At 70.4% G+C, this 20229-nt stretch carries 14 protein-coding genes; 7 read left to right on the top strand and 7 right to left on the bottom strand.

Annotation, left to right across the window (positions count from 1 at the left end):
* The first annotated feature begins 25 nt into the window (after nucleotides 1-25).
* Nucleotides 26-595: a hypothetical protein gene (locus OHB56_RS35910; protein ID WP_406357976.1), complete on the top strand. Its 570-nt coding sequence runs from the start codon at nucleotides 26-28 to the stop codon at nucleotides 593-595.
* A gap of 246 nt (nucleotides 596-841) precedes the next feature.
* Here the strand turns inward: OHB56_RS35910 and OHB56_RS35905 are convergent, their stop codons facing one another.
* Together OHB56_RS35905 and brxD are read right to left on the bottom strand one after the other, a co-directional pair.
* Complete coding sequence (locus tag OHB56_RS35905; protein ID WP_406357974.1) at nucleotides 842-3049, bottom strand: DEAD/DEAH box helicase; 2208 nt, start codon at nucleotides 3047-3049, stop codon at nucleotides 842-844.
* The gene (gene brxD, locus OHB56_RS35900) at nucleotides 3049-4398 is read right to left on the bottom strand and encodes a BREX system ATP-binding protein BrxD (RefSeq protein WP_406357972.1); all 1350 of its coding nucleotides are present in this window, start codon (nucleotides 4396-4398) and stop codon (nucleotides 3049-3051) included. The genes OHB56_RS35905 and brxD overlap by 1 nt, the downstream gene beginning before the upstream one ends.
* Before the next feature lie 415 nt (nucleotides 4399-4813).
* Between brxD and OHB56_RS35895 the strand changes: the two genes are divergently transcribed.
* The gene (locus tag OHB56_RS35895) at nucleotides 4814-6931 is read left to right on the top strand and encodes an RNA-directed DNA polymerase (protein WP_406357970.1); all 2118 of its coding nucleotides are present in this window, start codon (nucleotides 4814-4816) and stop codon (nucleotides 6929-6931) included.
* A gap of 404 nt (nucleotides 6932-7335) precedes the next feature.
* Complete coding sequence (locus tag OHB56_RS35890; RefSeq protein ID WP_406357968.1) at nucleotides 7336-7551, top strand: hypothetical protein; 216 nt, start codon at nucleotides 7336-7338, stop codon at nucleotides 7549-7551.
* A 44-nt stretch (nucleotides 7552-7595) separates the two neighbouring features.
* Here the strand turns inward: OHB56_RS35890 and OHB56_RS35885 are convergent, their stop codons facing one another.
* A complete protein-coding gene (locus OHB56_RS35885; RefSeq protein WP_406357966.1) occupies nucleotides 7596-8042 on the bottom strand; it encodes an ATP-binding protein in 447 nt (148 codons plus the stop codon).
* Nucleotides 8043-8216: 174 nt separating this feature from the next.
* Here OHB56_RS35885 and OHB56_RS35880 point away from each other — a divergent pair, with 174 nt between their 5' ends.
* Nucleotides 8217-9074, top strand: coding sequence for a helix-turn-helix domain-containing protein (locus tag OHB56_RS35880; protein ID WP_406357965.1), 858 nt, complete (start codon nucleotides 8217-8219; stop codon nucleotides 9072-9074).
* Entirely contained in the window at nucleotides 9071-9283 is a 213-nt protein-coding gene (locus OHB56_RS35875) for a DUF397 domain-containing protein (protein WP_406357963.1), read from the top strand. Before OHB56_RS35880 ends, OHB56_RS35875 begins: the two co-directional genes overlap by 4 nt.
* Before the next feature lie 60 nt (nucleotides 9284-9343).
* On the opposite strand, the gene pglZ is transcribed toward OHB56_RS35875, so the two are convergent.
* The 4 genes from pglZ to OHB56_RS35855 form a co-directional block, all read right to left on the bottom strand.
* A complete protein-coding gene (gene pglZ, locus OHB56_RS35870) occupies nucleotides 9344-12268 on the bottom strand; it encodes a BREX-2 system phosphatase PglZ (RefSeq protein WP_406357961.1) in 2925 nt (974 codons plus the stop codon).
* On the bottom strand, nucleotides 12265-16152 hold the full coding sequence (locus OHB56_RS35865; protein WP_406357959.1) for a phage resistance protein: 3888 nt from the start codon (nucleotides 16150-16152) through the stop codon (nucleotides 12265-12267). Before OHB56_RS35865 ends, pglZ begins: the two co-directional genes overlap by 4 nt.
* Before the next feature lie 378 nt (nucleotides 16153-16530).
* The gene (locus tag OHB56_RS35860) at nucleotides 16531-18666 is read right to left on the bottom strand and encodes a tetratricopeptide repeat protein (protein WP_406357957.1); all 2136 of its coding nucleotides are present in this window, start codon (nucleotides 18664-18666) and stop codon (nucleotides 16531-16533) included.
* A complete protein-coding gene (locus OHB56_RS35855) occupies nucleotides 18663-19073 on the bottom strand; it encodes a hypothetical protein (protein WP_406357955.1) in 411 nt (136 codons plus the stop codon). The genes OHB56_RS35860 and OHB56_RS35855 overlap by 4 nt, the downstream gene beginning before the upstream one ends.
* A 228-nt stretch (nucleotides 19074-19301) precedes the next feature.
* Between OHB56_RS35855 and OHB56_RS35850 the strand changes: the two genes are divergently transcribed.
* Entirely contained in the window at nucleotides 19302-19571 is a 270-nt protein-coding gene (locus OHB56_RS35850; RefSeq protein WP_351697649.1) for a hypothetical protein, read from the top strand.
* Nucleotides 19564-20202, top strand: coding sequence for a DUF6879 family protein (locus tag OHB56_RS35845; protein WP_406357953.1), 639 nt, complete (start codon nucleotides 19564-19566; stop codon nucleotides 20200-20202). Before OHB56_RS35850 ends, OHB56_RS35845 begins: the two co-directional genes overlap by 8 nt.
* Nucleotides 20203-20229: the final 27 nt, after the last annotated feature.

The following is a 20229-nucleotide window of genomic DNA, read 5'->3' as shown; positions in this document are numbered from 1 at the left end:
GATCGGTGAGCAAGGGGGATGAGTGATGAGTACGGCGTTGGTGGCGCTTGCGGCTGCGGTGATCGGGGGCGGGGTTTCCCTGGCCTCGGTGTTCCTTACGCAGCGAAGTGCGGAACGTGGCTGGACCCGTGAACACGAGCGGACCGAGCGGCATCGCCAGGAGGACCAGGTCCGTCACTGGGACAGCCGATTGCTCGAGGAACGGCGCGCCGCGTACACGCGGTTGAACGCCACGGCGCGAGCAGCCCGGGATGCCCTGGCGGGATGCATGCATGACCTGCGCCGGGTCGGCACCCTGGACGAGGTGCGGAGGGCGGAACTGGAGGAGCGTTGGAGCACCTACGTCGTCCAGCATGCAGAGTGCCACATGATCGTGTCCGATGCCGTACTGCCCGTCCTGGGGGCCGCCAACGGTTCGCTGCGGAAGATCTACGGGCTGGTCAAGCGTCTGGACGCGGGGCAGCCGAGGCAGGAGGAGAGCGTCGAAGAACTGAGCCGACGGGTGGACGACCTCTGGGACCGGCTGACCGATCTACGGGATGAGATGCGCCGTGACCTCGGCGTCACCGCACGCGTGGAGGCACCGACCAGGTAAAGGAGTAAGGGCAGCCTGCTCAGAAGGCGAGCTTGCTTCGGAGGTTCGGGGGTGGACTCCGACCAGCCGGCTTGCCCCTTTCTCCGAAGCTGTCAACGGCGCCCGTACGCCGGTCGACGGAGGTCGGTCCCGGCCGGCTCAAGCCCAAGAGGCATCAACTCGCCCGACGGCATGGTGCGTTCCCGGTGACTCCGAGTGGTGTCGTAGGTCTGCTTCACGCTCTGCGGGACACCTGTCTCTCCGTTCTCAGGCGGAACCGCTTGACCCGACGAGCCGTACGGGTTCCGACAGCACCGCACGGGCACTCTCGAAGTCGGCCAGGCGGGCCGCGACCGTGGCGACGGCGAGGCGTTCCGGGAGGGCGGCGGAGAACTTCAGACCGCGTACGGCGCGGGGGTCGACGTCGGGCAGGACGAGGTTCTCACCGACGTTCTCGCGGGCCGCACGCCAGTCGGCGGGGGTGAGGTCCTCGCGCAGGCGCAGCCAGCTGTCGGTGGGGCGTTGCAGCGGGTCGGTGACCGACTGGAGGGTGGCGGCGAGGGTGGCGTTGGCGCGGTAGCCGGCCCAGGTCCACCAGCGGACGTCGCTGCCGACGCGCGTGATCAGTGTGCCGCCCGGATACACGGTGTCGGGTGCGTCGGTCTCACGCTGTTCGGCCAGGCATGCCTCGGCGCGCCGGGTGAGGGACACCGGAGGGTCCGCCTCCAGCAGGACCTCGCGCATGGCGCGCGTCAGGGCGTAGGACAGTCCGGTGATGCCGCCGTTCATCCACTTGGCGACGCCGCCGCCGTCGGCGGGTTCGACGAAGACGCGTTTGCGCAGCCAGTCGATGTACGTGACCTGCCAGCTGCGTCCGCCGAGCAGCAGCCGGCGAGGGCCGGGCCGTTCCTCGGTGAGGATGCTCGGGTCGGTGCGGCCGATCTCCGTGCGCCCGGACAGAACAGTGAACTGCGGCGGTGCGGTGAAGGACGCGGTGAGTTCGATGAAGTGCCGCTTGCCGAAGCGGCGTTCCGCTTCCGGGCCGACGAACAGGAGGCCGCCGTCGGTGTCGAGGAATCCCTCCTCGGTGAGGTGGCGCAGGATGGGTGCCGCCGACCGGTCGAAGGGGGCGAGGCCGTTCCATTGCCGGTCCCACAACTGATCACCCAGCTTGTGCTGTTGCAGGGTGACGGCGAGGAGCTGCTGGGCCACGAGGTGCCGCGGCTCGGGCGGCGGGAGGACGGGTTCCACCCACCCCCGCGACCACAACAGCAGCAAGCCCGCCGCCTGCAGCAGCGAGTCCTTGCGGGTGGTGAGGAACAGGCAGTTGCGTACCGTGCCCGCACGCCGGCCGGTGCGGCCGATGCGCTGCAGGAACGAGGCGACGGAGGCGGGTGAGTCGATCTGGATGACGCGGTCCAGGTCGCCGACGTCGATGCCGAGTTCGAGGGTGGACGTGGAGACGATGACGCAGTCGCGGGCCTCGGCGAAGGCTTGCTCGGAACGGTTGCGTTCGTCGACGGAGAGGGAGGCGTGGGAGAGAAACACGGTCACCTCGCGGGCCCGCAGAGCCGCGCCCAGCTGTTCGACCTGCGCCCGCGAGTCGCAGAAGACGAGCCGTTTCTCTCCTTGGTGCAGCGCCGCGATGAGTTTCGCGGCATTCTCCAGGGACCCCACGTAGTCCAGTTCCACGTCACCCGCCGGCCTGGAGGTCTGCTCCGCGGCGGTCGGGTCGCCGTCGCCCGCCCCGTCGGACGCCGGGAACCGAACCCCTGGGGCCACGAACTGCCCGGTACGGGTCCCCGCGCCCGCGCCCTGCAGCCAGTGCAGCAGGTGGGCGGGGTTGCCGACGGTTGCGGAGAGACCGATCCGCTGGATGGGCCGGCCGGTGACCCGTTCCAGCCGCTCGAGCACGGCGAGCAGGTGCCAGCCCCGGTCGTCGCCCGCGAAGGCGTGCACCTCGTCGACCACGACGGCCCGTACGCTCCCCAGCAGGCGGGCGTGATCAGTCTTGACGCCGATCAGCATCGCCTCGAGCGACTCGGGCGTGGTGAGCAGGATGTCCGGCGATTCGGTGCGGATGCGCTGCCGCTGCGACTCCTTGGTGTCGCCGTGCCAGAGCGCCGCCCGCCGTCCCAGCCACTGGGCGTACGCGTCGACGCGGACGACGAGGTTATTGAGGAGTGCCTTCAGCGGACACAGGTACAGCACCGAGGTGCCGGTCCACTTCTGCTCGGCCATGGCCGACAGCAGGGGGAAGCAGGCCGCCTCTGTCTTGCCGCCGGCCGTCGGGGCCAGCAGGACGGCGTCCTCGCCGTCCATGAGCGGCGTGATCGCCGCCCGTTGGAGGGGGCGCAGGTCGGGCCAGCCGAGGGTGTTGACGATGTGGTGCAGGATGACGGGGTCAAGCCGGTCGAGTACGTCGGCTCCTTCCCCGGTCGGCTCCGCCTCGGCCGGGCTGTCGACGTCCGCCATCACAGTTCCAGGTCGATGTCGTCGGCCGACGCGGATCCGCCGGTGACCGTGGCGGCCAGGTTCCGCTCCACGTCGGTGAGTTCGCTGCTCGCGACGGTCAGCTTGTAGTGCTGCCGAGGATCGAAGTCGTCGAACTGGTCCACACGGTCGAGCACGTCCCCGACGAGCTTCTTCAGGAACAGTCGGGGCGCCACGCCTACCTTCCCGCCCAGGGCTCCGCCGACGGCCCGCGCGAGGTCGGCGACGTAGGCGTCGTCGACGACCGTCCGCACGCGCTCGGGTGCCGTGGCGGCGTCCGCGTACAGGTCCCGGATGGTGGCGCCGAGGCCGACCAGGGACTCCTGGGTGAAGCCGGGCAGTCGAATCTGCACCGCGCGGGGGTTGTCGAAGCGCGGGTCGGTGGTGAAGTCGGTGGCGAGCCGCTGGGCGAGCGGGGCCAGGCGCTGGACGCCCTGCTGGCCGTCATAGAAGGCGGGTGTGCCGGTGATGACGAGGTACAGGCCGGGGAAGCGGCCGGAGTGCACCTCGTCGATGAGCTGCCGCAGCGCGTTGAGCGCCTTGTCGCGGGCGTCGGAGCGGACCCGCTGGAGCGTCTCCACCTCGTCGAGGACGACGAAGAGCCCGGTGTGGCCGGAGTCGCGCAGCACGGTGAGCAGGCCCTGCAGGAAGCCGAGCGCCCCGAAGTGGTCGAGGTCGCCACGCACCCCGGCGGACCGACGGGCGGCGGCGGCCACGTGCGGCTGACCGCCGAGCCATGCCAGCACGGCCGCGGCGGTCGCCTCGTCGCCGTCGGCGAGGGCAGCCCGGTAGCCGCGCAGGGCGGTGGCGAAGGACGGGGCGTGCCGGGACACCTCGGCGAGCCGCGCGGTGAGCAGCTTCTCCACCTCGCCGGGCAGCTCGTCCTCGGTCGCGCCGGCGGCGAGGGCGTCCTCCTCCAGGGCGTAGAACCAGGCGTCGACCACCGGCCGCAGGGCGCTGGGCGGGAAGCTGGAGGTGGTGAGGCGCTCGGTGAGCCGCCGGTAGACCGTCTCCAGCTTGTGCAGCGGCGTCTCGTTCTCGGAGACCTGGATCTCGGCCACGGCGAAGTTGCGGCGCTTGGCCCGCTCTCCCAGCCAGCGGGTGAAGAAGGTCTTGCCGGACCCGTACTCACCGCGCACGGCCTTGAACACGGACCCGCCGGACGCGACGGCGTCCAGTTCCGCGTCGAGGGCCGCCTCGAACCGGTCGAGCCCGGTGGCGAGCAGGTCGAGCCCGCTCTCGGGCACGGCCCCACGGCGCAGGGCGTCGATGACGGTACGGCGGCGGGCCGCGCTGACCTGGGCGGGGCGCTTGGATCCGGTGGTGCTCACGGGGACCAGTGTTCCATCTCCCTGTGCACCAGTACCTCGGCGAAGGGCCATGGTGCCCGGTTCGTGACCATGTGAGTCCGGGCGCGTTGCCGTACAGCCGTCGTCGTGCTGCCAGGCGGTGGGGGCACCGTGGTTCGATGTGCCATCAGGTGACCTGCCTGTGAGTTCGACTCGCAGGGAGAATACGATCCGGCTCAACGCAGTCGGCGGGTCTCAGGAACCCATCCCTTGCGATGGGCCCCCGGTCTAGGGCATCTCGGTGCTGATCACACCGTGTGCCGGGGACTGGTCCCTGTGCTTGCACAGGGTGGCGGAGGGATACAGCGGACCGCCCGCTCCGTGGTCGTGGCGAAGCCACAACCACTCAAGGTGAGGCTCGTCGGCTGCATCTCACCAGCAGGGACAAGGCGGTTCGGTGACGACGGCAGACGACTTTGCGGACCTTACCCCGGAGCAGTTCCTCGAAGCGGTGGTCAGCGGCTCGATCCACCCGTACACCGAGCACCAGATCCCCAAGCGCCGCGGTGGGCTGAGGACGTTGCACGCCCCGGTCCCGCGGTTGTCCGAGATACAGCAGGAAGTCCTGGCCCGTCTGGAGACTCTTCCAGCCGGGTTTCAGCCACACCCGGCAGCGTTCGCCTACCGACGTGGACGCTCGGTCGTGGACTGTGCCGCCGTCCATCTGCGAGCCCACACCGTGATCCGCCTGGATATCGCCGACTTTTTCGGGAGTATCCGGGAACGGCACGTCCACGCCGCTCTGAAGGACGCCTGGAGGCGTCCGACAGAGCGCGAGTACCAGGTCGGTCTCGTGAAGGGCGACAACGGCCGCCGGAAGATCGGCCTGCGTCGCGTCGGCCACACCATGGACACGTACATCACGGCCCGGCTGGTCACCGTGTCGCCGCCTGAGCCGAACCAGACCTGGTCGAACCGTGGCACCGGGCGTCGCAGTGTGTATCTGGAGGCCACCGGGCAGCACTTCTCCGTTCGCCGGCCCAGCCTGGTCTATCAGCACACCCGCGAGGGATTTCTGCCCCAGGGCGCTCCTACGAGCGGGTACCTGTCGAACATCGTCATGCGCGGCGTCGACGAGGTCGTCACCTACCAGGCTGAGTCCTTAGGGCTGCGCTACACCCGCTACAGCGATGACATGTACTTCTCCAGCCGTGGGTTCGTTCACCACGATGACGTCGACCGTCTCGTGGCCGGCGTGAAGGAGGCCCTGGAACCACTGGGCATGAAGCTCAACGCGAAGAAGACCTATGTGGCCCGTCCTGGTGCACGCCGCAGCGTGCTGGGAATCCTCGTCGACGGTCCCACTCCTCGCCTGACACGCGAGTACAAGCGCCGTATCACCAAGCACGTGCGAGGGGCTGCGTCGTTCGGTATCGAGCAGCATCGCCGTCACCAGGACTTCAAGGACCTGGCCGAGTTGGACGCCCACGTGACCGGGCTGCTGTCGTTCGCGCACATGGTCGAGCCCGACTGGGCCGGGAAACACCTCACGGACTGGAAGCGGCTACGTGAGATTCCCCTCGAGCACGAGGAACCGGTGAGCGTGCAGCACGGGCTCGATCTGCCCTGGTATGAGGAGGACCAGGTCTCCCAGGCAGACATGGCCAAGGAATCGATCGACGACCTCGTCCGCGGCGCCCAGCGCTACCGCTCCTCCTCGGACTATCTGCAGATGCTCGAGTTCGTCGGCCGGTTCAAGCGGTACGCGCCGTTCAACGCGATGGTGGTCCACATCCAGAAGCCGGGGGCACGCTACGTCCTGTCCTCCTCGGAGTGGGAGTTGAAGTACCGGCGGGTGCTCAAGCCCGGCGCCAAGCCACTGTTGATTTTCCAGCCCCGTGGGCCCTACATGCTCGTGTACGACGTCGGGGACACCGAAGCCCTGCCCGGAGCCCTGACTCTGCCCAAGGGGATCACCGCCCCGGTGTCGGTGTCCTCTCGAGCCGGAGAGAAGGAAGTCCTCGAGGTCTGGCATCACACCGAAGTGAACCTCGCGCCCCTGGGCATCCGGCTCACCTTGGTCGACCACGGAGCCTCCTCCTGCGGACGCACGTACCGCAGCAGGTCCGGTGGTTCCGTCAAGCGTCCCGGCAGCAGGCGTGGAGACCCGCCGGAGACGTACCCGACGTTGTTCGAGATCGAGGTCAACCGGAACCTGCCGCTGCTGGACCGATACGCCACGCTCGCCCACGAGCTCGGCCACCTGTTCTGCGGGCACCTCGGTGCAGACCCCGGGGAAACTTGGCCCGACCGGTACTCGCGGCCCTTCTCGGACGAGGAGGCCTTGAAGATCCATGCGCGCAACGAGGTCGAGGCCGAGTCCATCGCCTACATGGTCCTCAAGCGTCTGGACCCGGATGTCCGGATGGGCAACTACATCACCGGACACCTCGGCCCCGGCCAGCAGGTTCCCGAGACTGTCGCCCTCAACCTCACGTTCAAGGCCGCCGGCCTGATCATCGAGATGGGCAAGAAACGCATCCCTGCCGCCAAGCTCCAGAAGCCCAAGAAGTGATCCCCTCGCTTTCCCCGGCCTCACATGACCAAAAAGAGCAGGGCCGGACTGTGCCGAAGCCTTGCCTTGAATGCTGCCGTGCGGCGCCGGGAACTGCCCTACAAGCACCCTGCGGCTGAGGCATCGTTCAAACTGACGTCACAGTCGGGACAATGCACCGACGACATTCAGCCATCCCCCTCAAGTGAGTTATGCGACGGGGGCGTTGGACGGCAAGATGGGCTCGGCAGGTCGACATCCGCCTTCCCGGAGGACTCTTTGACTCACTTATTGCGCGCAGTTCGATCAGCAACCGGCTGGTTGCGGGCTCCGTAGAGCTCGTCTGCGCGTCGCGGGGAGGGGCTCTCACCTCGGTGACCCATGCCCTTTTCCCGCAAGCGAGTCAACAAGTCAATGGAGGAACGGTGTCGACCAGCTCGACCCATCAGGCGTGCCACCACCCGGCGCGTGACATCACCATCGTCACCCTCATCTCCGGCGTGGTCTCTCTCGGCACTGCCGTCACGACGATGGCGTTTGATGTCAGCCCGTTGGCGACTCTCACGAGCAGCGGCGGCGCGTTCATCGCCGTCCTCAGCGCGGGGATGAACGTGCTCAACCACGTGAAGCGCGGCGTGTAGCGCCTTCAGGGGCGGCCTGCTTTCCGCAGGCCGCCCCTGCGTGTTCACCGGCAAGCGATCTCGGCCCACACCGTCTTCGTGCAGGCGTCCCACGCCTCGCAGCCCCAGCGTTCGGCGTATGCCGACACCAGGAGCAGCCCTCGTCCCGAGTCCGTTTCGAGTGAGCGGGCCCCGGCGGCGGGGGCTGTCGGCGGCAGCCGTTCGGGACGCGCGTCGGTCACCTCGACACGGACGTGCCCCGGGAGCCGCAACAGGGAGAACCTGAAGTCCCGCCCCGGCAGCCGGCCGTGGGTGACGGCGTTGGCGGCCAGTTCCGCCGTGACGACGGCGACGGTGTGGGACGCCTCGCTGTCGTACGGGACTCCCCAGGCCGCGAGTTGCTGCACGGCGAGACGGCGGGCGAGGCGCGCCCCGCGTCCGGTGGAGCTGAGACGGGCGGTGAACTGCGGGACCTGCGCGGGCACCTCGGTCACTGCGTCGATCGACTTCATACGGTGACCGTCTCGTCGCGCAGGCGATCCGGGCAGGTCGGGCGGCCGTACCCGGCGACGCGGTACGGCCGTTGTACGGGTCGGTACGGCATCTGTACGGGTCCAGAGCCGGGACTGTACGGCGGCCGGGGTCGTTGGGGACGGTACGGGATACTGCGGCAGTCAGGGGGCGCGATGGGCAAGGAGGGCGAACGCGAGTGCCGGACGACGGGCCGGCGCGCACCGGGCAAGGAACATCCCGCGGTGTGGAGCGCCTACGGCAAGCTGGTCCGCCTCTTCCGCGAACAGGCGGGGCTCACCCAGCAGGCCCTCGCGGAGGCCATCGACTACTCGTTGGAGCAGGTTGGCTCGGTCGAGCAGGGGCGGCGCCCGGCCAAGGCCGCGTTCACGGATGCGGCGGAACGGGTGTTGGGGGCGGGCGGGGCGTTGCGGGTGCTCCAGGAGGACGCGGACCGGGCCAAGTTGCCCCTTTTCTTCCAGGACTTCGCCTTGCTGGAGTCGGAGGCGGTCAGCCGCTTCTCCTACGATCCGATGCTGATTCCGGGGCTGTTGCAGACGGAGGAATACGCGCAAGCCTTGCTCGGAGCACACTTCCCGCCGTTGGACGAAGAGACGATCGAGCAACGTGTGGCGGCTCGGTTGGCCCGTCAGGCACTACTGACTCGTAAGAGCCCACCCATGGTCTTTGTCTTCATCGTGGAGGAATCCGCGATCCGTCGCGTGGTGGGCAGCCCGGAGGTGATGCGCGGGCAACTGAGGCACCTGCTGAAGTGTTCGACCATGCGCAATGTCGCACTGCAGATCATGCCGACGGGTCGCGGTGCTCACAGCGGGCTCAACGGTGCAATGGTGCTGTTGGAGTCGACCGACCGCGGGCAGTACGTCTACCTGGAAGTGCAGGACATCGTCAGTGTCAGGTCTGACCGGCACGAGGTGAGTGAGTTCTGGATGCGCCATGGGATGCTGCGGACGCAGGCCCTCAACACTGAGGAGTCCTCTCGTCTCATCGAGCGCATTGCAGGGGAGCTATGAGCACCGATCAGCATGCCGGCCAGCCCAACGACCTCTCGTGGTTCAAGAGCAGCTACAGCGGTACCAGCGGCGGCGACTGCGTAGAGGTCGCCATCGCGCCCGGCACCGTTCATGTCCGGGACTCGAAGGCGCAGGCGGAAGCGATGCTGGCCTTCCCCCGGGAGCAGTGGGCCGCGTTCACCTCCTACGCGGGCGAGAACACCGTCTGACGACGGACCGCACTCCGGGTGTCTCCGAGACGAGCTCTGGAGGCACCCGGAGCCGTGTCCTCAGCCCGCTCCGAGGGCGAACTGCTCGCGCAGCAGCGCCTCGTGGAGCCGCAGCGTGCGGCCGTCCGGCAGGGTCTCCAGGACCTGTACGCCGTCGTAGTTGAGGAGTTGCCGCAGGACGGCGGCGAAGCCGTCGCCCCGGGTGACGGGCATGCCGGCGCGCTGGGCGAGCGCGGTCACGGGCAGGGTGCCGCCCGCGTCCAGCAGTGCGGCGAGCGCCTTGTGGACCTGCTCCTGCTGCGGCTTGCGGGCCAGGCCGCCGAGCTGCGCCTGATACGTCTCCGAGTCGAGCAGCGTGGTCACCAGCGTCTCGGTGCGGGAGACGACGGTCGGGGTGAGGAGGGCGTCGTCTCCCCCGGCCGTCAGCGCCACGTCGAAGAGCGTGTTGTGCGTCCGGGCGACTTCCGCCTGGTTCTTCCTGGCCTTGCCCGTCGGCTTCTTGGGAGCGGAAGCCGTTGCGGTCACCGGCCGAGCGGCGTGCTCGTCCGGCAGCGGTGCCTTGTCGGCCTCCTCCGGAGCCCACCAGACCGGCCGCTGGTCGCCCAGTTCCCGCCATCCCTTGGGCGGCTCCGCGCCGAACGGCAGGAAGGCCAGCACCGGGATGGTGACCTCGGCGAGGGAGGCACCTCCGTGGTAGCCGGCCTTGAGGGCGGTGTAGCGGGAGTCGGCGTCCCACAGGGCGATGACGGATGCCCCGGGTTCGGGCCAGACCACGCGCGGCCCGGACAGGGCGATCTCCCGTTCGGCGAGTGGGCCGTCGCCGGGCAGACGGTGACGGGCGGACGCGGGGTCGGCGGCGGTGTCGACCTTCGTGCCGTGCCGGTCGACGACGTGGCCGTGGTCGCTGGTGACGACAACCGCCCTGCCCTGGGTGGCCGCCACCCGCAGCAGGTCGCGCAGGCCGGGCACGTCGTCGATCCGCCAGGCGCCGTCGCCGAGCTTCTGCTCCTTGGCGAGCCGGTCGTCGATGGCGTTGAGGACGACGGCGACGTGGGTCCTACCGTCGGCCAGCGCCTCCGTGAGCGCCGGGCCGAAGGTGTCGCCCGCGGTCTCGGTGCGCAGGTCGTCCTTGTGGAACACGGCGGCCCGGGCCCCGCCCCACAGCTTCAGCGCGGGGAAGAGCCGCTTCTCGTCGGCCTGGGTGCCCTTCATCAGCGTGCCCGCGAAGAGTGAGGTGCGGGACACGGCCGTCACCGTGGGCAGGGCGGCGGCCATCGCCCGGCGGTACGGGGCATTGCCCTCGGGCAGCGGATCGAACTCGGCCCAGGAGCGACGCAGTTCCTCCCCGAGTTCGTTCGCGATGGCCGCGCTCATGCCGTCGAGCACGAGCAGCAGCACCCGCCGTTCCTCCCCGCGCCGCACGGCCGGGCCGACCACGCGGTCGAGGAAGGTCTCGACGGTGAGCATGGAGCCGGGCTGGGTGCCGGCCTGCGTCCAGGCGGCCAGGGAGCGTGCGAAGGACGCGTCGATCTGTCGCCGTCGGTCCCTGACGCGCGTGCCGAGGGTGTCGTAGGCGGCCTTGAGGACGGGGTCCGGGTCGCCGCCGGCCTCGATGTGCTCCAGGGCGAGGTCCGCCCAGCCGGTCTCGGCCATGTGCCGCTGTATGGCATCGGCGACGGTGTGGGCGTCGGCGGGCGGGTCGGTGGCCAACCAGCGGGCGAGTCGCTGACCCATGCGGGCGCGTTCGACACGGGCGGACTCTTCCGACTCGGCGGCGAGCCGGTGGTCCTCCAGGCGGCGGACGGTGTCCGTCACCGCGGCCGTGTCGCCCGCCGCGAGGGCTTGGCCGACGGCGGTGAACCGGGCCTCGAGTCCGCCGCGCAGGACGGGGCTCGCCGCTACGGCCTCCTCCGCGCCGAACTGGCGGGCCAGCGCGGACGCCCGGTCGAGCACGATGCCGGTGGTGCGGCGTGCCTCGCGGGCCTGGTCGGCGTCGGTACCTCCGGTGCGGTGTCCGGCCGCCAGCAGCGTGGCCACGTACTCCTCGGCGGCCCGCCCGAAGACGGTCACCAGGATGTCGAGCTGGTCGCCGGTCGCCGGGGGCTGGTCGCCGAAGTAGCGTTCGGCGCGGCCCCGGGCCCGGTAGGTCTCAGGGGCGGGCTCGGCGTGCTGCCACAGGGCCGCGCACACCAGGCCGAAGGCGGCGGCGTCCGCGCCGCGTTCGGCGTCGACGAGGGCGAGCAGGGCGCGGCCGGCGAGGCCCGCCTGGTCCTCCTCGCCGACGAAGGCGGCCAGTCCGGAGCGTTCGGGGCCGCGCAGGGCGAGGAGCCGTTCGGGGGCGCCGGGCCGGGTCGACCAGTGCAGCAGGGCCTGGGCGTCGAGCCGGTCGTCGCCGGGGCGGCGCGTGCCGTCCTCGGTGTCGTAGCGGCCCAGACGCAGGCGGCGCTGGGCGAGCGCAGTGAGGGCGTACTGGCGGGACAGCCAGCCGCCGGGGACGGGCGGCCAGCCGCCCTGGGTCGGCGGGGTGGCGTCGAGGAGTGCCTCGGCGGCCCAGTTGACGTCCTTGAGCCGGGGGTCTATCTGCCGGGCGCCGAACGCCTCGCGGACGACGTCCCAGCTGTCGACCGTGTCGATGCGCAGCTTGTGGACGCGGGCGAGGATCGCCGGGTCGAGTTCGTGCTGCTCCCGGTCGGTGAGGACGACCAGGAGGGCGGGGCCGGGACGGCGGCCCGCCAGGTGGTCGAGGACGAGTTCGTGGACGGCGAGCGGCGACGGCGCGACCGCGACGCCGGCCGTGCGGCCCTCGCCCCAGACGGGTTCGGCGGGGCCGTCCCACTGGGGTGCGGACCGCAGCAGCACGACCCGGCGCCGCCCCTCCTCCCCCGTCAGGGAGGCCGCCAGATGCGTTTGGGAGGACAGGTACTGGGTGACGGTCGCGGTGTTCAGCCGCACCGCACCCGGTGCGGCGGTGGCGGTGTCCGTCATTCGATGACCTGCCAGGAGATCTCGATGGTCGCGTCGGGGTGGCGGGCGGCCAGGTCGGCCAGCTCCGCCCCGAGGTCGGCGGCAGCTTGGGACACCGTCGTACTGCGGCGTCCGGACTTCCGCGCCGTACCGCCGCCGCTCGCCGGAGAGGGCGTCTCCTGAGGCTGGGTGTAGGAGAGCCGGGGGTCGCTGGACGGGGTGTTCAGAGGCAGGTCGTCGGCCCGGTCCTGTGGCGTGACGGGTGCGGGCGGTGGGGTGGCGGCGGCCTGGGTGCGCTTGATCAGGGCCACGACCTCGCGCTGGGTGCGGGCGAGCGTGTCGCGCAGATCGGTGGTGCGCTGGTCGTCGCGGGCCACGTTGCGCAGCGAGTCGAGCAGCGCTTCACCCTCGGGGCCGAGTCCGGCGGCGAGCTCCAGGGTGCTCCAGGGCGCGGAGGCGACGGCCTCCGCGACCGCGCGGGCCTTCTTGATGGAGGTGCCGTACCGGTCTGCGCTGGTCTCGCCCAAGTCGAACGAGGCGAGGGCCTCCACGGTCTTCTTCGCCCCGGCCGCGCCCTTGCCGGCCTCTGCCTTGAGCGCGTCCAGCAGTTCCAGGGAACGGCGGGCGAGGGCCAGCCGTCCGGTTTCGGCGGTCTGGTCGAGGCCGAGGAAGGAGGCGTGGGCCTCCAACTGGTGCACCAGGTCGGCCGCGTGGTCCCGGTAGGCGTGGGCGGCCTCGATGATCTGGCGGGCGAACTGGTTGACCATCCGGCCGCGCCGCAACGCGGGCGGCTTCGCCCCGAAGATCGTTTCGAAGCGCTGCCGTGCGGTGTCCCAGTCGGTCTCGGCGGGCAGCGGCTGGCTGCGCAGCGCGTCGTGGTCCTTGATCACGGACAGTTCGGGCGCGGGGTCGAGGACGGTTCCGCCGCGCACCCACACCCGGTCGTCCATCTCGGCGAAGGCGGCGACGATGAGCCGGGCGAGGAAGTCGGGCAGGCCACGCGGGTCGGGCTGGTCGGTCCAGTCGGTGAGCGTGATCAGGGACAGGTCCCCGGTGACGCCCTGGGAGCGGGCGAGCTGCCGGAAGTGGTCGGGCCAGTAGCGGGACAGCTCGAAGTACGCCTCCTTCTGCTGCCCGAGGCGCAGCGGTCCGGCGATGCGCTGCATGAGCTTGCGGTCGGCGGCCGGGACCTCCACCCGCCCGTCGCGCGCCTCGGCGGCGGCCCGGACGTGTGTGAACACCTTTTTGGTGTCGGCGGGCCTGACGGCGATGCCGGTGGCGTCGGGGTCGAGGTCGGGGTGGGCCTGGTACTGGTGGACGAGCAGCTTCCCCGCGACGTGCCGGATGCCGTCGCGCAGGCTCTGCCCGAAGGACAGGGTGAGCCCGTCGACGTCGGGCAGCGCGACGAGGTGGTCGTCGAAGTCGGGCACGACGTCGGCGGCCTGCTTCTGGGCGAGTCCGTACGCCTGCTTGAAGGCGCCCTTGACCTGCTTGAGCAGCGCCTCACGCTGGGTTTCGAGGAGGCCCTTGGCGCGGCTGCGGTTGTCGGCGTTGAGGTGGCCGGCGTACTGGGTGTCGAAGCGGTGCTCGTCGGCGAGGGCCTTGTCGATGACGACGAGGCGCCGGAAGTCCTGGAAGCGCTGCGCGGACAGGTGCGCGGGCAGCCAGGCGACAGTGCGGGACCGCTCACCCTGCTGGCGCTCGCGCAGCCGCTGGATGCGGTTGACGTCCTCGACCGGGCCCCACTCGCCCTCGTCGAAGGGGAGGTCTATGGCGATCCGCCAGCGGCCCTCCTCCTGCGGCATCAGGTCGTGGTCGGGCAGCTCGTCCTCGTCGGCGACGTTCCCGAAGACGATCTCGGCGGTGCGGGCGGTGCCGCGCCAGGTGAAATTGAGCTGGTCGCTCAACTGGCCGTGCTCGACGCCTAGTTCCTCGGACAGCAGGCGGCGGGCGAGCGCGACCCGGTTGCCGGGGTTGTCGTTGACCTGGGCGTTGGCGATGACGGAGTCCACGTCGACGCCGGAGAGTTCGAGGCGGACGCCGGGGTTGGCGTCGGTGCCGGTCTCCTTGATCTCGGGGAACCTGGCCGCCCACTCGGCGACCTTGTTCTTGATGATGCCGACCTCGGCCCCTGGGATGGGAGCGAGGACCGACCCGTGGTTGAGCGCCCCGAGCCGCCGGATGGTCAGTTCGGACAGCGCGGGCACGCTGGGCGCGAGCGCGGACAGCAGCAGGGTGCACACGAGCCGGTTGTCGCCGGCGAACATCCGGCAGCCGTTGAGCCGCTTCGGGTCGGTGAGGGACTCGGGCCGGTTGCGGTACTGCTCGACGTCGTCCTCGGTGATGTCGTACGAGCTGAGCAGGTAGGGCCGCAGCTTGGTCTTGTAGAGCTTGTCGGCGGCCTCGAAGACAACCTTCAGGCTGTCGGTGAACGGCTTGTCGCCGCCCTTCGCGATCACCGGGTAGAGGTCGCCGACGGGGACGAGCTGGCCGAGGCGGATCTCGTCGCGGTGGTCGGCGAGGAGTTCGCCCATCAGCTTCAGACCGGTGCGGGAGCGCTGCAGCGCGGACGAGATGTGGACGAGGGTGTCCATGAACGCCGGCGAGAACGGGTACGTCAGCCGGAACGACTCCGCGTCCGCGCCGGTGGTGCCCTTCTCCGAGCCGAGCAGGGTGTCCCAGACCTGCGGGCCCACCCGCTTGGTCTGCTCGAAGGCGGCGTCGACCTGCTGGGCCGCCTCGGTGTCCTTGGGCTTGAGGAGGCGGGCGTGGGCGATCTGCGGGAGGTTGCGGTCCTCCAGGGTGATCTTGTCGAAGCGGCCGGAGGCCAGGTTCAGGGTGTCCTGGATGGACGACTCGGCCGCGCCGGACACCTCCTCGCCGACCAGCTCGCGCAGGTCGCGCTGGCGGGCGATGAACGACACGACGGGGATGGCGCGGCGGGCGTCGCCGCCCTCCACGAAGTTCGTGATCTTGCTGGCCTCGCGTGCCACGAACTTCTGGTCGTGGATGAGGGTGGCCAGCCACAGGATCAGCTCGTCCATGAACAGGATCAGGCCGTCGTAGCCGAGCGACTTGGCGTGCTCGGCGATGACGGACAGACCGGCGTCCAGGGAGATGAAGCCGTGCTCGTCCTCGGCGGCGTTCCTGGTGAAGCCGGGGAGGAGGTTGGTGCCGGCGTCGTTGACGAGCTTGGCGCGCAGTTCGGCCGGGGTGGAGGGGTTGGTGAGGTTGAGCGGGACGCCCGCCTCGTGGTTCTCCTCGGCGGCGAGCGCGGTGTCCAGGAGCTGCGGAGTCCAGGCGAAGCCCTCGCCCCACTCGTCCTCCTCCCCGTCGTCCGCGTCGCTGCCGCCCAGGCCGCGGATGACCGCCTCGTCGCCCGTGCTGGCGCGCAGCGCGCGGATGTCGGCGAAGAGGGAGTCGGTCCGGTACACCTGCGGGGTCGGCGCCTCCGGATGCAGCTTCTTGACGTGGTGCACGTACCCGCCGAGCACCCGCTGTTCCAGGGCCTTCGCGCCGAGCATGTGGTACGGCACGAGCAGGAACTTCTTACCGTCCGTGGTCAGCCACTCGTGCTTGGTCAGCACCGGGTCGAACTCGGTGCGGGAGCGGGCCGCCGGGTCGCCGCTGAGCAGCGCGTACAGCACGGCCATGAAGTGCGACTTACCGGAACCGAACGAGCCGTGGAGATAGGCCGCCTTGGAGCGGTGCCCGTCGAGCGAGGACTTGATGAGCGCCAGCGCCTCGTCGAAGTTCTCCAGCAGCCGCTCGGTGACGACGTAGTCCTTGAGCGCGTGCTGGGCGCCCTCGGGCGTCGTCGCCTCGGCGAGGGACAGCACGAAGTCCGAGGTGGAGATGGACTCCTTGATGTCGATGACATCGCGGAGGAGGGGCGGCTGGGCCATTGCGGGTCTCGCTCTCCCTGACGGTGGTCGGTGCTGCTGCTCGTACTTGGTGTCGTGCGGGGTCCGCCGCCGGGGCCCGAGGCCGGTCCGAGCGGTGGGGCGGGGATCAGGGGTACGGATGACCGGTGCGGCGGACCGGCTGTCCTGGCCGGTGGCGAGGACGGAACCGGTCACGCGATGACCGGACGGGAACGGCGCTCACGGCGTCGGCCGGGTCAGGCTGGACGGGTTCGCGTCGTCTGCATTCTTCGTCCCCCTCGCACTGAACGTCACCCGTACGGCCTGCGCACAGCACCCTACATCGGTACCCCCCATCGGCCCCGTGCCGTATGTCCTCGCGCACCGTCCGTGCGGGCCGCTCCCGTTCCGTCGTCAGCACTACGGCCGCCATCGCCCCGACCGGTAGGCGTCCAGCAGGTGCCGGCTCGCGACCGTGAAGGGGTGTTCGGGGCCCAGGCCGCGTTCCCGCCGCTCGACGACGTCGGCCATCAGCGCGATCCCCTCCTCCACGTGTCCGAGCGCGGCCCGGGTCCGGGAGAGGAGTTGCCGGGCGGCGAGCACGAGCGGGTACTCGGGCCCGAAGCGCCGCACATACGTCTCGGCGACCCGCCGGATCTCACGGTCGGCCTCGTCGAAGCGGCCCAGGAGGTACAGCGCCCACGCGTGGTTGTGCCGGGCGCCGAGTGTCACGGTGTGGTCGGGGCCGAGGAGCCGATCGCATTCCGACGGCAGCGTGAGCAGTGCGCCGCCTTCCTCGGTGACCACGTCGGCGGCGGGCAGCGTCTCCAGCAGGCCGGCACGGGCCCGCAGGGTCAGCGGATGCGCGGGGCCCAGCGCCGAGCGCCGCCCGGCGACGGTGTCGCGGAGCAGCGCGACGGATTCCTCACGTCTGCCGAGGTTCGCCAGCACGAGCTGGAGCCCGTAGCCGCTGTCCGTGGTGTCGGGGTCGTCGGCGCCGAACAGTCGCTCCTGGGCGTCCCGGACCGCGCGGAGCGCCGCTTCGGCTTCGGCGTATCTGCCCAGCCGGAACAGCGCCCGCCCCGCCCTGGAGCGGGCGGCGAGGACCGTACGGTGGTCCGCGCCGAGGTGCCGCTGGGCGAGGTCCGCCGCGGTGCGGGCGGTCTCCTGGGCGGAGAGGTAGTCACCGGTCCGGTGCAGGGCGACCGACAGACGCGTCGCGACGGCCAGGGCGTCGGCGGCGGAGGGCCCTCCGATGTGCCTCAGCAGGGCCAGCGCGTGAGGTACCAGCAGGCGCAGTCGCGGATCGTGCGGCCCCGCGTCGGGTACGCCGGGCACGGCAGCGTCGAGCAGCCGGACGGCTGTCGTGTCGAGAGCGGGCACCAGGTCCGTGGGGGTCGCCGCCGAGACGCTGTCGAGCAGGACGCCGTGGCTCTGTACGCAGCGCGCGCCGGCGGCGTCGACCTGTTCTGACAGTGATTGGTCGAGGAGGGCTCTGAGGGCTGTCTCGGTTCGGGCACGAGGCAGCACGGCGCCGATGCCGGCGTGGTTGAGCAGAGTCAGCGGCAGCGGCTCGGCGGCGAACCGGGCCAGCAGTCTGAGCAGGGCCGTCGCTTCGGGCAGTCCGCGCGCCTCGAACGCGTCGAGGGTCAGCTGCCAGGTCAGGCCGACCAGGCGCCGGGGGTCCGCTTCGGACAGCGCGTCGGCTCCCCGGTCGATCAGCTGGACCCGTTCGTCTCCGTCGAGCTGGTCCCCGTAAGCGTCCATCGTCCAGGGGTCGATGACCTGGCGGGAGAGGAAGCCGCCCGCCAGGGTGAGGGCGAGGGGCAGCCGCCCGAGCCGGTCCGCGACCCGCGCCGCCTGCTCCGCCGTACCGCTGTGCGGAGCGAGATCGCGCAGCACGAGCGCGGCGTCCTCCCGTGGCAGTACGCCGATGTACTGCAGTTCGGCGCCCGGCCACCACCGGGCCGCCGCGCGCCGTGTGGTCACCAGGACGGTGCCGCGCGGGCTGGTGCGCAGCCAGTCGCCGTCCCGCAGGATCTCCGGCTCGTCGGTGTTGTCCAGGACCAGTAACCAGGGTTCGGCGGAACGGTCGAGATACGTCCAAGCGAGATCGGCGGCAGGTCTGAGGCCGTTGCGTGCGGCGAGCAGTTCGCCGTCGCCCGCCCCCCGGTCGGCGGCGACGGCGAGCATGCCGGCGCGCAGGCTCGCACGGTCGGAAGCGTTGACCCACAGGCCCACCCGGCCCTGTTCTCCGGTGGCCTCCTGGAAGAGGGCACAGGCGACCGCCGTCTTGCCCGAGCCGCCCATGCCGTACAGCACGTAGACCTGGCCGCCGCGCTCCTCCTCAAGGCTCGCCCGCAGTCGTTCCATCACCTCACTGCGGTCGCGCAGCGCGACGGGGGACCGACCGACCGCCGGGCGTCGCACCGAGTCCGGTCCACCGCGCTCCGGCCCGCCACCGCCGTAGTGGTGGTGCTCGCTGATTTGCTGGTCGCCCCGCGCCTGGTAGACGCGTCCCTGGTCCTCGGCGTGGCCGTCCGTCCCGCCCGTCATCGCTCTGCGATGTGCTGGTCACGTCCCGCCTGGTAGACCCGGGCCTGACCGGACGCGGTGGCGTGCTGGGTGATCTGCCGGGCGGCCGAGCCACCGGGGTCGAGTCGGTCCAGCAAGGCGCGCAGTTCCTCGACGGCGACGGGCCGGGCGACGAGCAGCCGCCGTACCATCCCCTGCCACTGAAGCCGCAGTTCGTCCAGGGTCTCCTGGTCGTCCGCGGCTGCGGCGGCCAGCACGTCCTCGCGACCGGCCTCCAACTCGGCGGCGACGGTCTCGGCGCGCTCGGGTTGCGTCCGGCGCCAGAGCTGTGTGATCCCGTCACGCACATGGTGCCAGGCATCGGTCGCCATCAACGCGACCAAGGTGGTCCCCGCGCTCTGTGCGAGCAAGGCCACTTCTGCGTCCACAGCCGCCCCTCCGTTCACCCGATTTTCCGACAGCACAGATGGAAAATGTCACCCGTCAGGCGTTGGCGTGATCTTCATTGCGATCAATATCATTCCACCCCTGAGCGACAGAGAACAAGGAGGAATCAATCCTCGCCAATACCCCCATGGACCGGGCCTGACACATGGTCGGGCAGGCGAGTCGCACGCTACAGTGAGGGATCCCGACCGATCGAGGGGGCAGCGGAAATGGCCAGGCCATGGGAAGCGGATCCGGACACGAGTTTCAAGCAACGCCTGGGAAAAACACCCCAGGAACTGGGAAACACCACCGGAACGCCTGACTGCCCGGACATCTGGGAACTCGCCAACGGCGACATCGCCGTCATCGGCCGGGACCTCACCCAGTCACTCGGCAGGAACCTGCCCGACGGGGTCTCGATCGGGTCGGACGAACGCCTCGTGGTCATCCCCAGGAACATGCTCATCGCGGCGAAGCCGGACATCCCCAGTGTTTGACTCCTTCGCGGGCGGCGTCTCCGAACGCCTGGACCGCCCCACGTACCACGCGGACCTCGGCCGGATCTACTCCAGCGGGATCGGCTTCCTCAACAAGCTCGAGCGCGGCCAGCACTTCAAGGAGCGCGGCTTCCCGAGCTGGGAGGCCTTCGCCGGCGGCGACTGGGAGAGGGCCCTGTCCCTGGCCGACGAGAGGCGCGAAGACTACGCCCGGGAAATTCGGCGGGCGTCGGAACTGGGCGTCACGCATCGCCGCCTCCGGGTGGTGGAATTCCCTGTCACGCCGTATGTGCAGTGGGAGTTGTTCGTCCTGCGCGTGCGTGTGGACCTGGGCGACGACATCAAGGTTCTCGACGCTCGCGATATTTCGAACATCGAGCGGACCCGCCCGGTTCCAGAAGTAGTGATTCTCGGCGATGCGGTCATGTACGAGGTCGTTTACGACGAGGACGGAAATGCTGACGGAGCCAAGCGGTACACGGACGGCTCACTGATCCAGGAAACGAACGCCGGGTTCGATGCGCTGTATGAGCGTGGTGAGGCATTCCACGATTTCTTCGACCGGGAGATCGCCCCCCTGGCCCCGCCGCGGGGGTCCGGTACTCCGACGGGTTTTCGCGGGTCGCGGTGATCAGCGAGGCGGGGTGACTAGCGAGCC

Origin of the sequence: Streptomyces sp. NBC_01635 (genome assembly GCF_045209715.1) — a bacterium.
In the GTDB taxonomy this organism is placed as follows: domain Bacteria; phylum Actinomycetota; class Actinomycetes; order Streptomycetales; family Streptomycetaceae; genus Streptomyces; species Streptomyces hirsutus.
This window is presented reverse-complemented; position numbering and strand designations above follow the sequence as displayed.

Coding starts and splice junctions, on each gene's coding strand:
- pglZ (WP_406357961.1), bottom strand. CDS start 12,268: ATGACGGACACCGCCACCGCCGCACCGGGTGCGGTGCGGCTGAACACC.
- OHB56_RS35910 (WP_406357976.1), top strand. CDS start 26: ATGAGTACGGCGTTGGTGGCGCTTGCGGCTGCGGTGATCGGGGGCGGG.
- OHB56_RS35850 (WP_351697649.1), top strand. CDS start 19,302: ATGGCCAGGCCATGGGAAGCGGATCCGGACACGAGTTTCAAGCAACGC.
- OHB56_RS35885 (WP_406357966.1), bottom strand. CDS start 8,042: ATGAAGTCGATCGACGCAGTGACCGAGGTGCCCGCGCAGGTCCCGCAG.
- OHB56_RS35875 (WP_406357963.1), top strand. CDS start 9,071: ATGAGCACCGATCAGCATGCCGGCCAGCCCAACGACCTCTCGTGGTTC.
- OHB56_RS35865 (WP_406357959.1), bottom strand. CDS start 16,152: ATGGCCCAGCCGCCCCTCCTCCGCGATGTCATCGACATCAAGGAGTCC.
- OHB56_RS35880 (WP_406357965.1), top strand. CDS start 8,217: ATGGGCAAGGAGGGCGAACGCGAGTGCCGGACGACGGGCCGGCGCGCA.
- OHB56_RS35860 (WP_406357957.1), bottom strand. CDS start 18,666: ATGACGGGCGGGACGGACGGCCACGCCGAGGACCAGGGACGCGTCTAC.
- OHB56_RS35905 (WP_406357974.1), bottom strand. CDS start 3,049: ATGGCGGACGTCGACAGCCCGGCCGAGGCGGAGCCGACCGGGGAAGGA.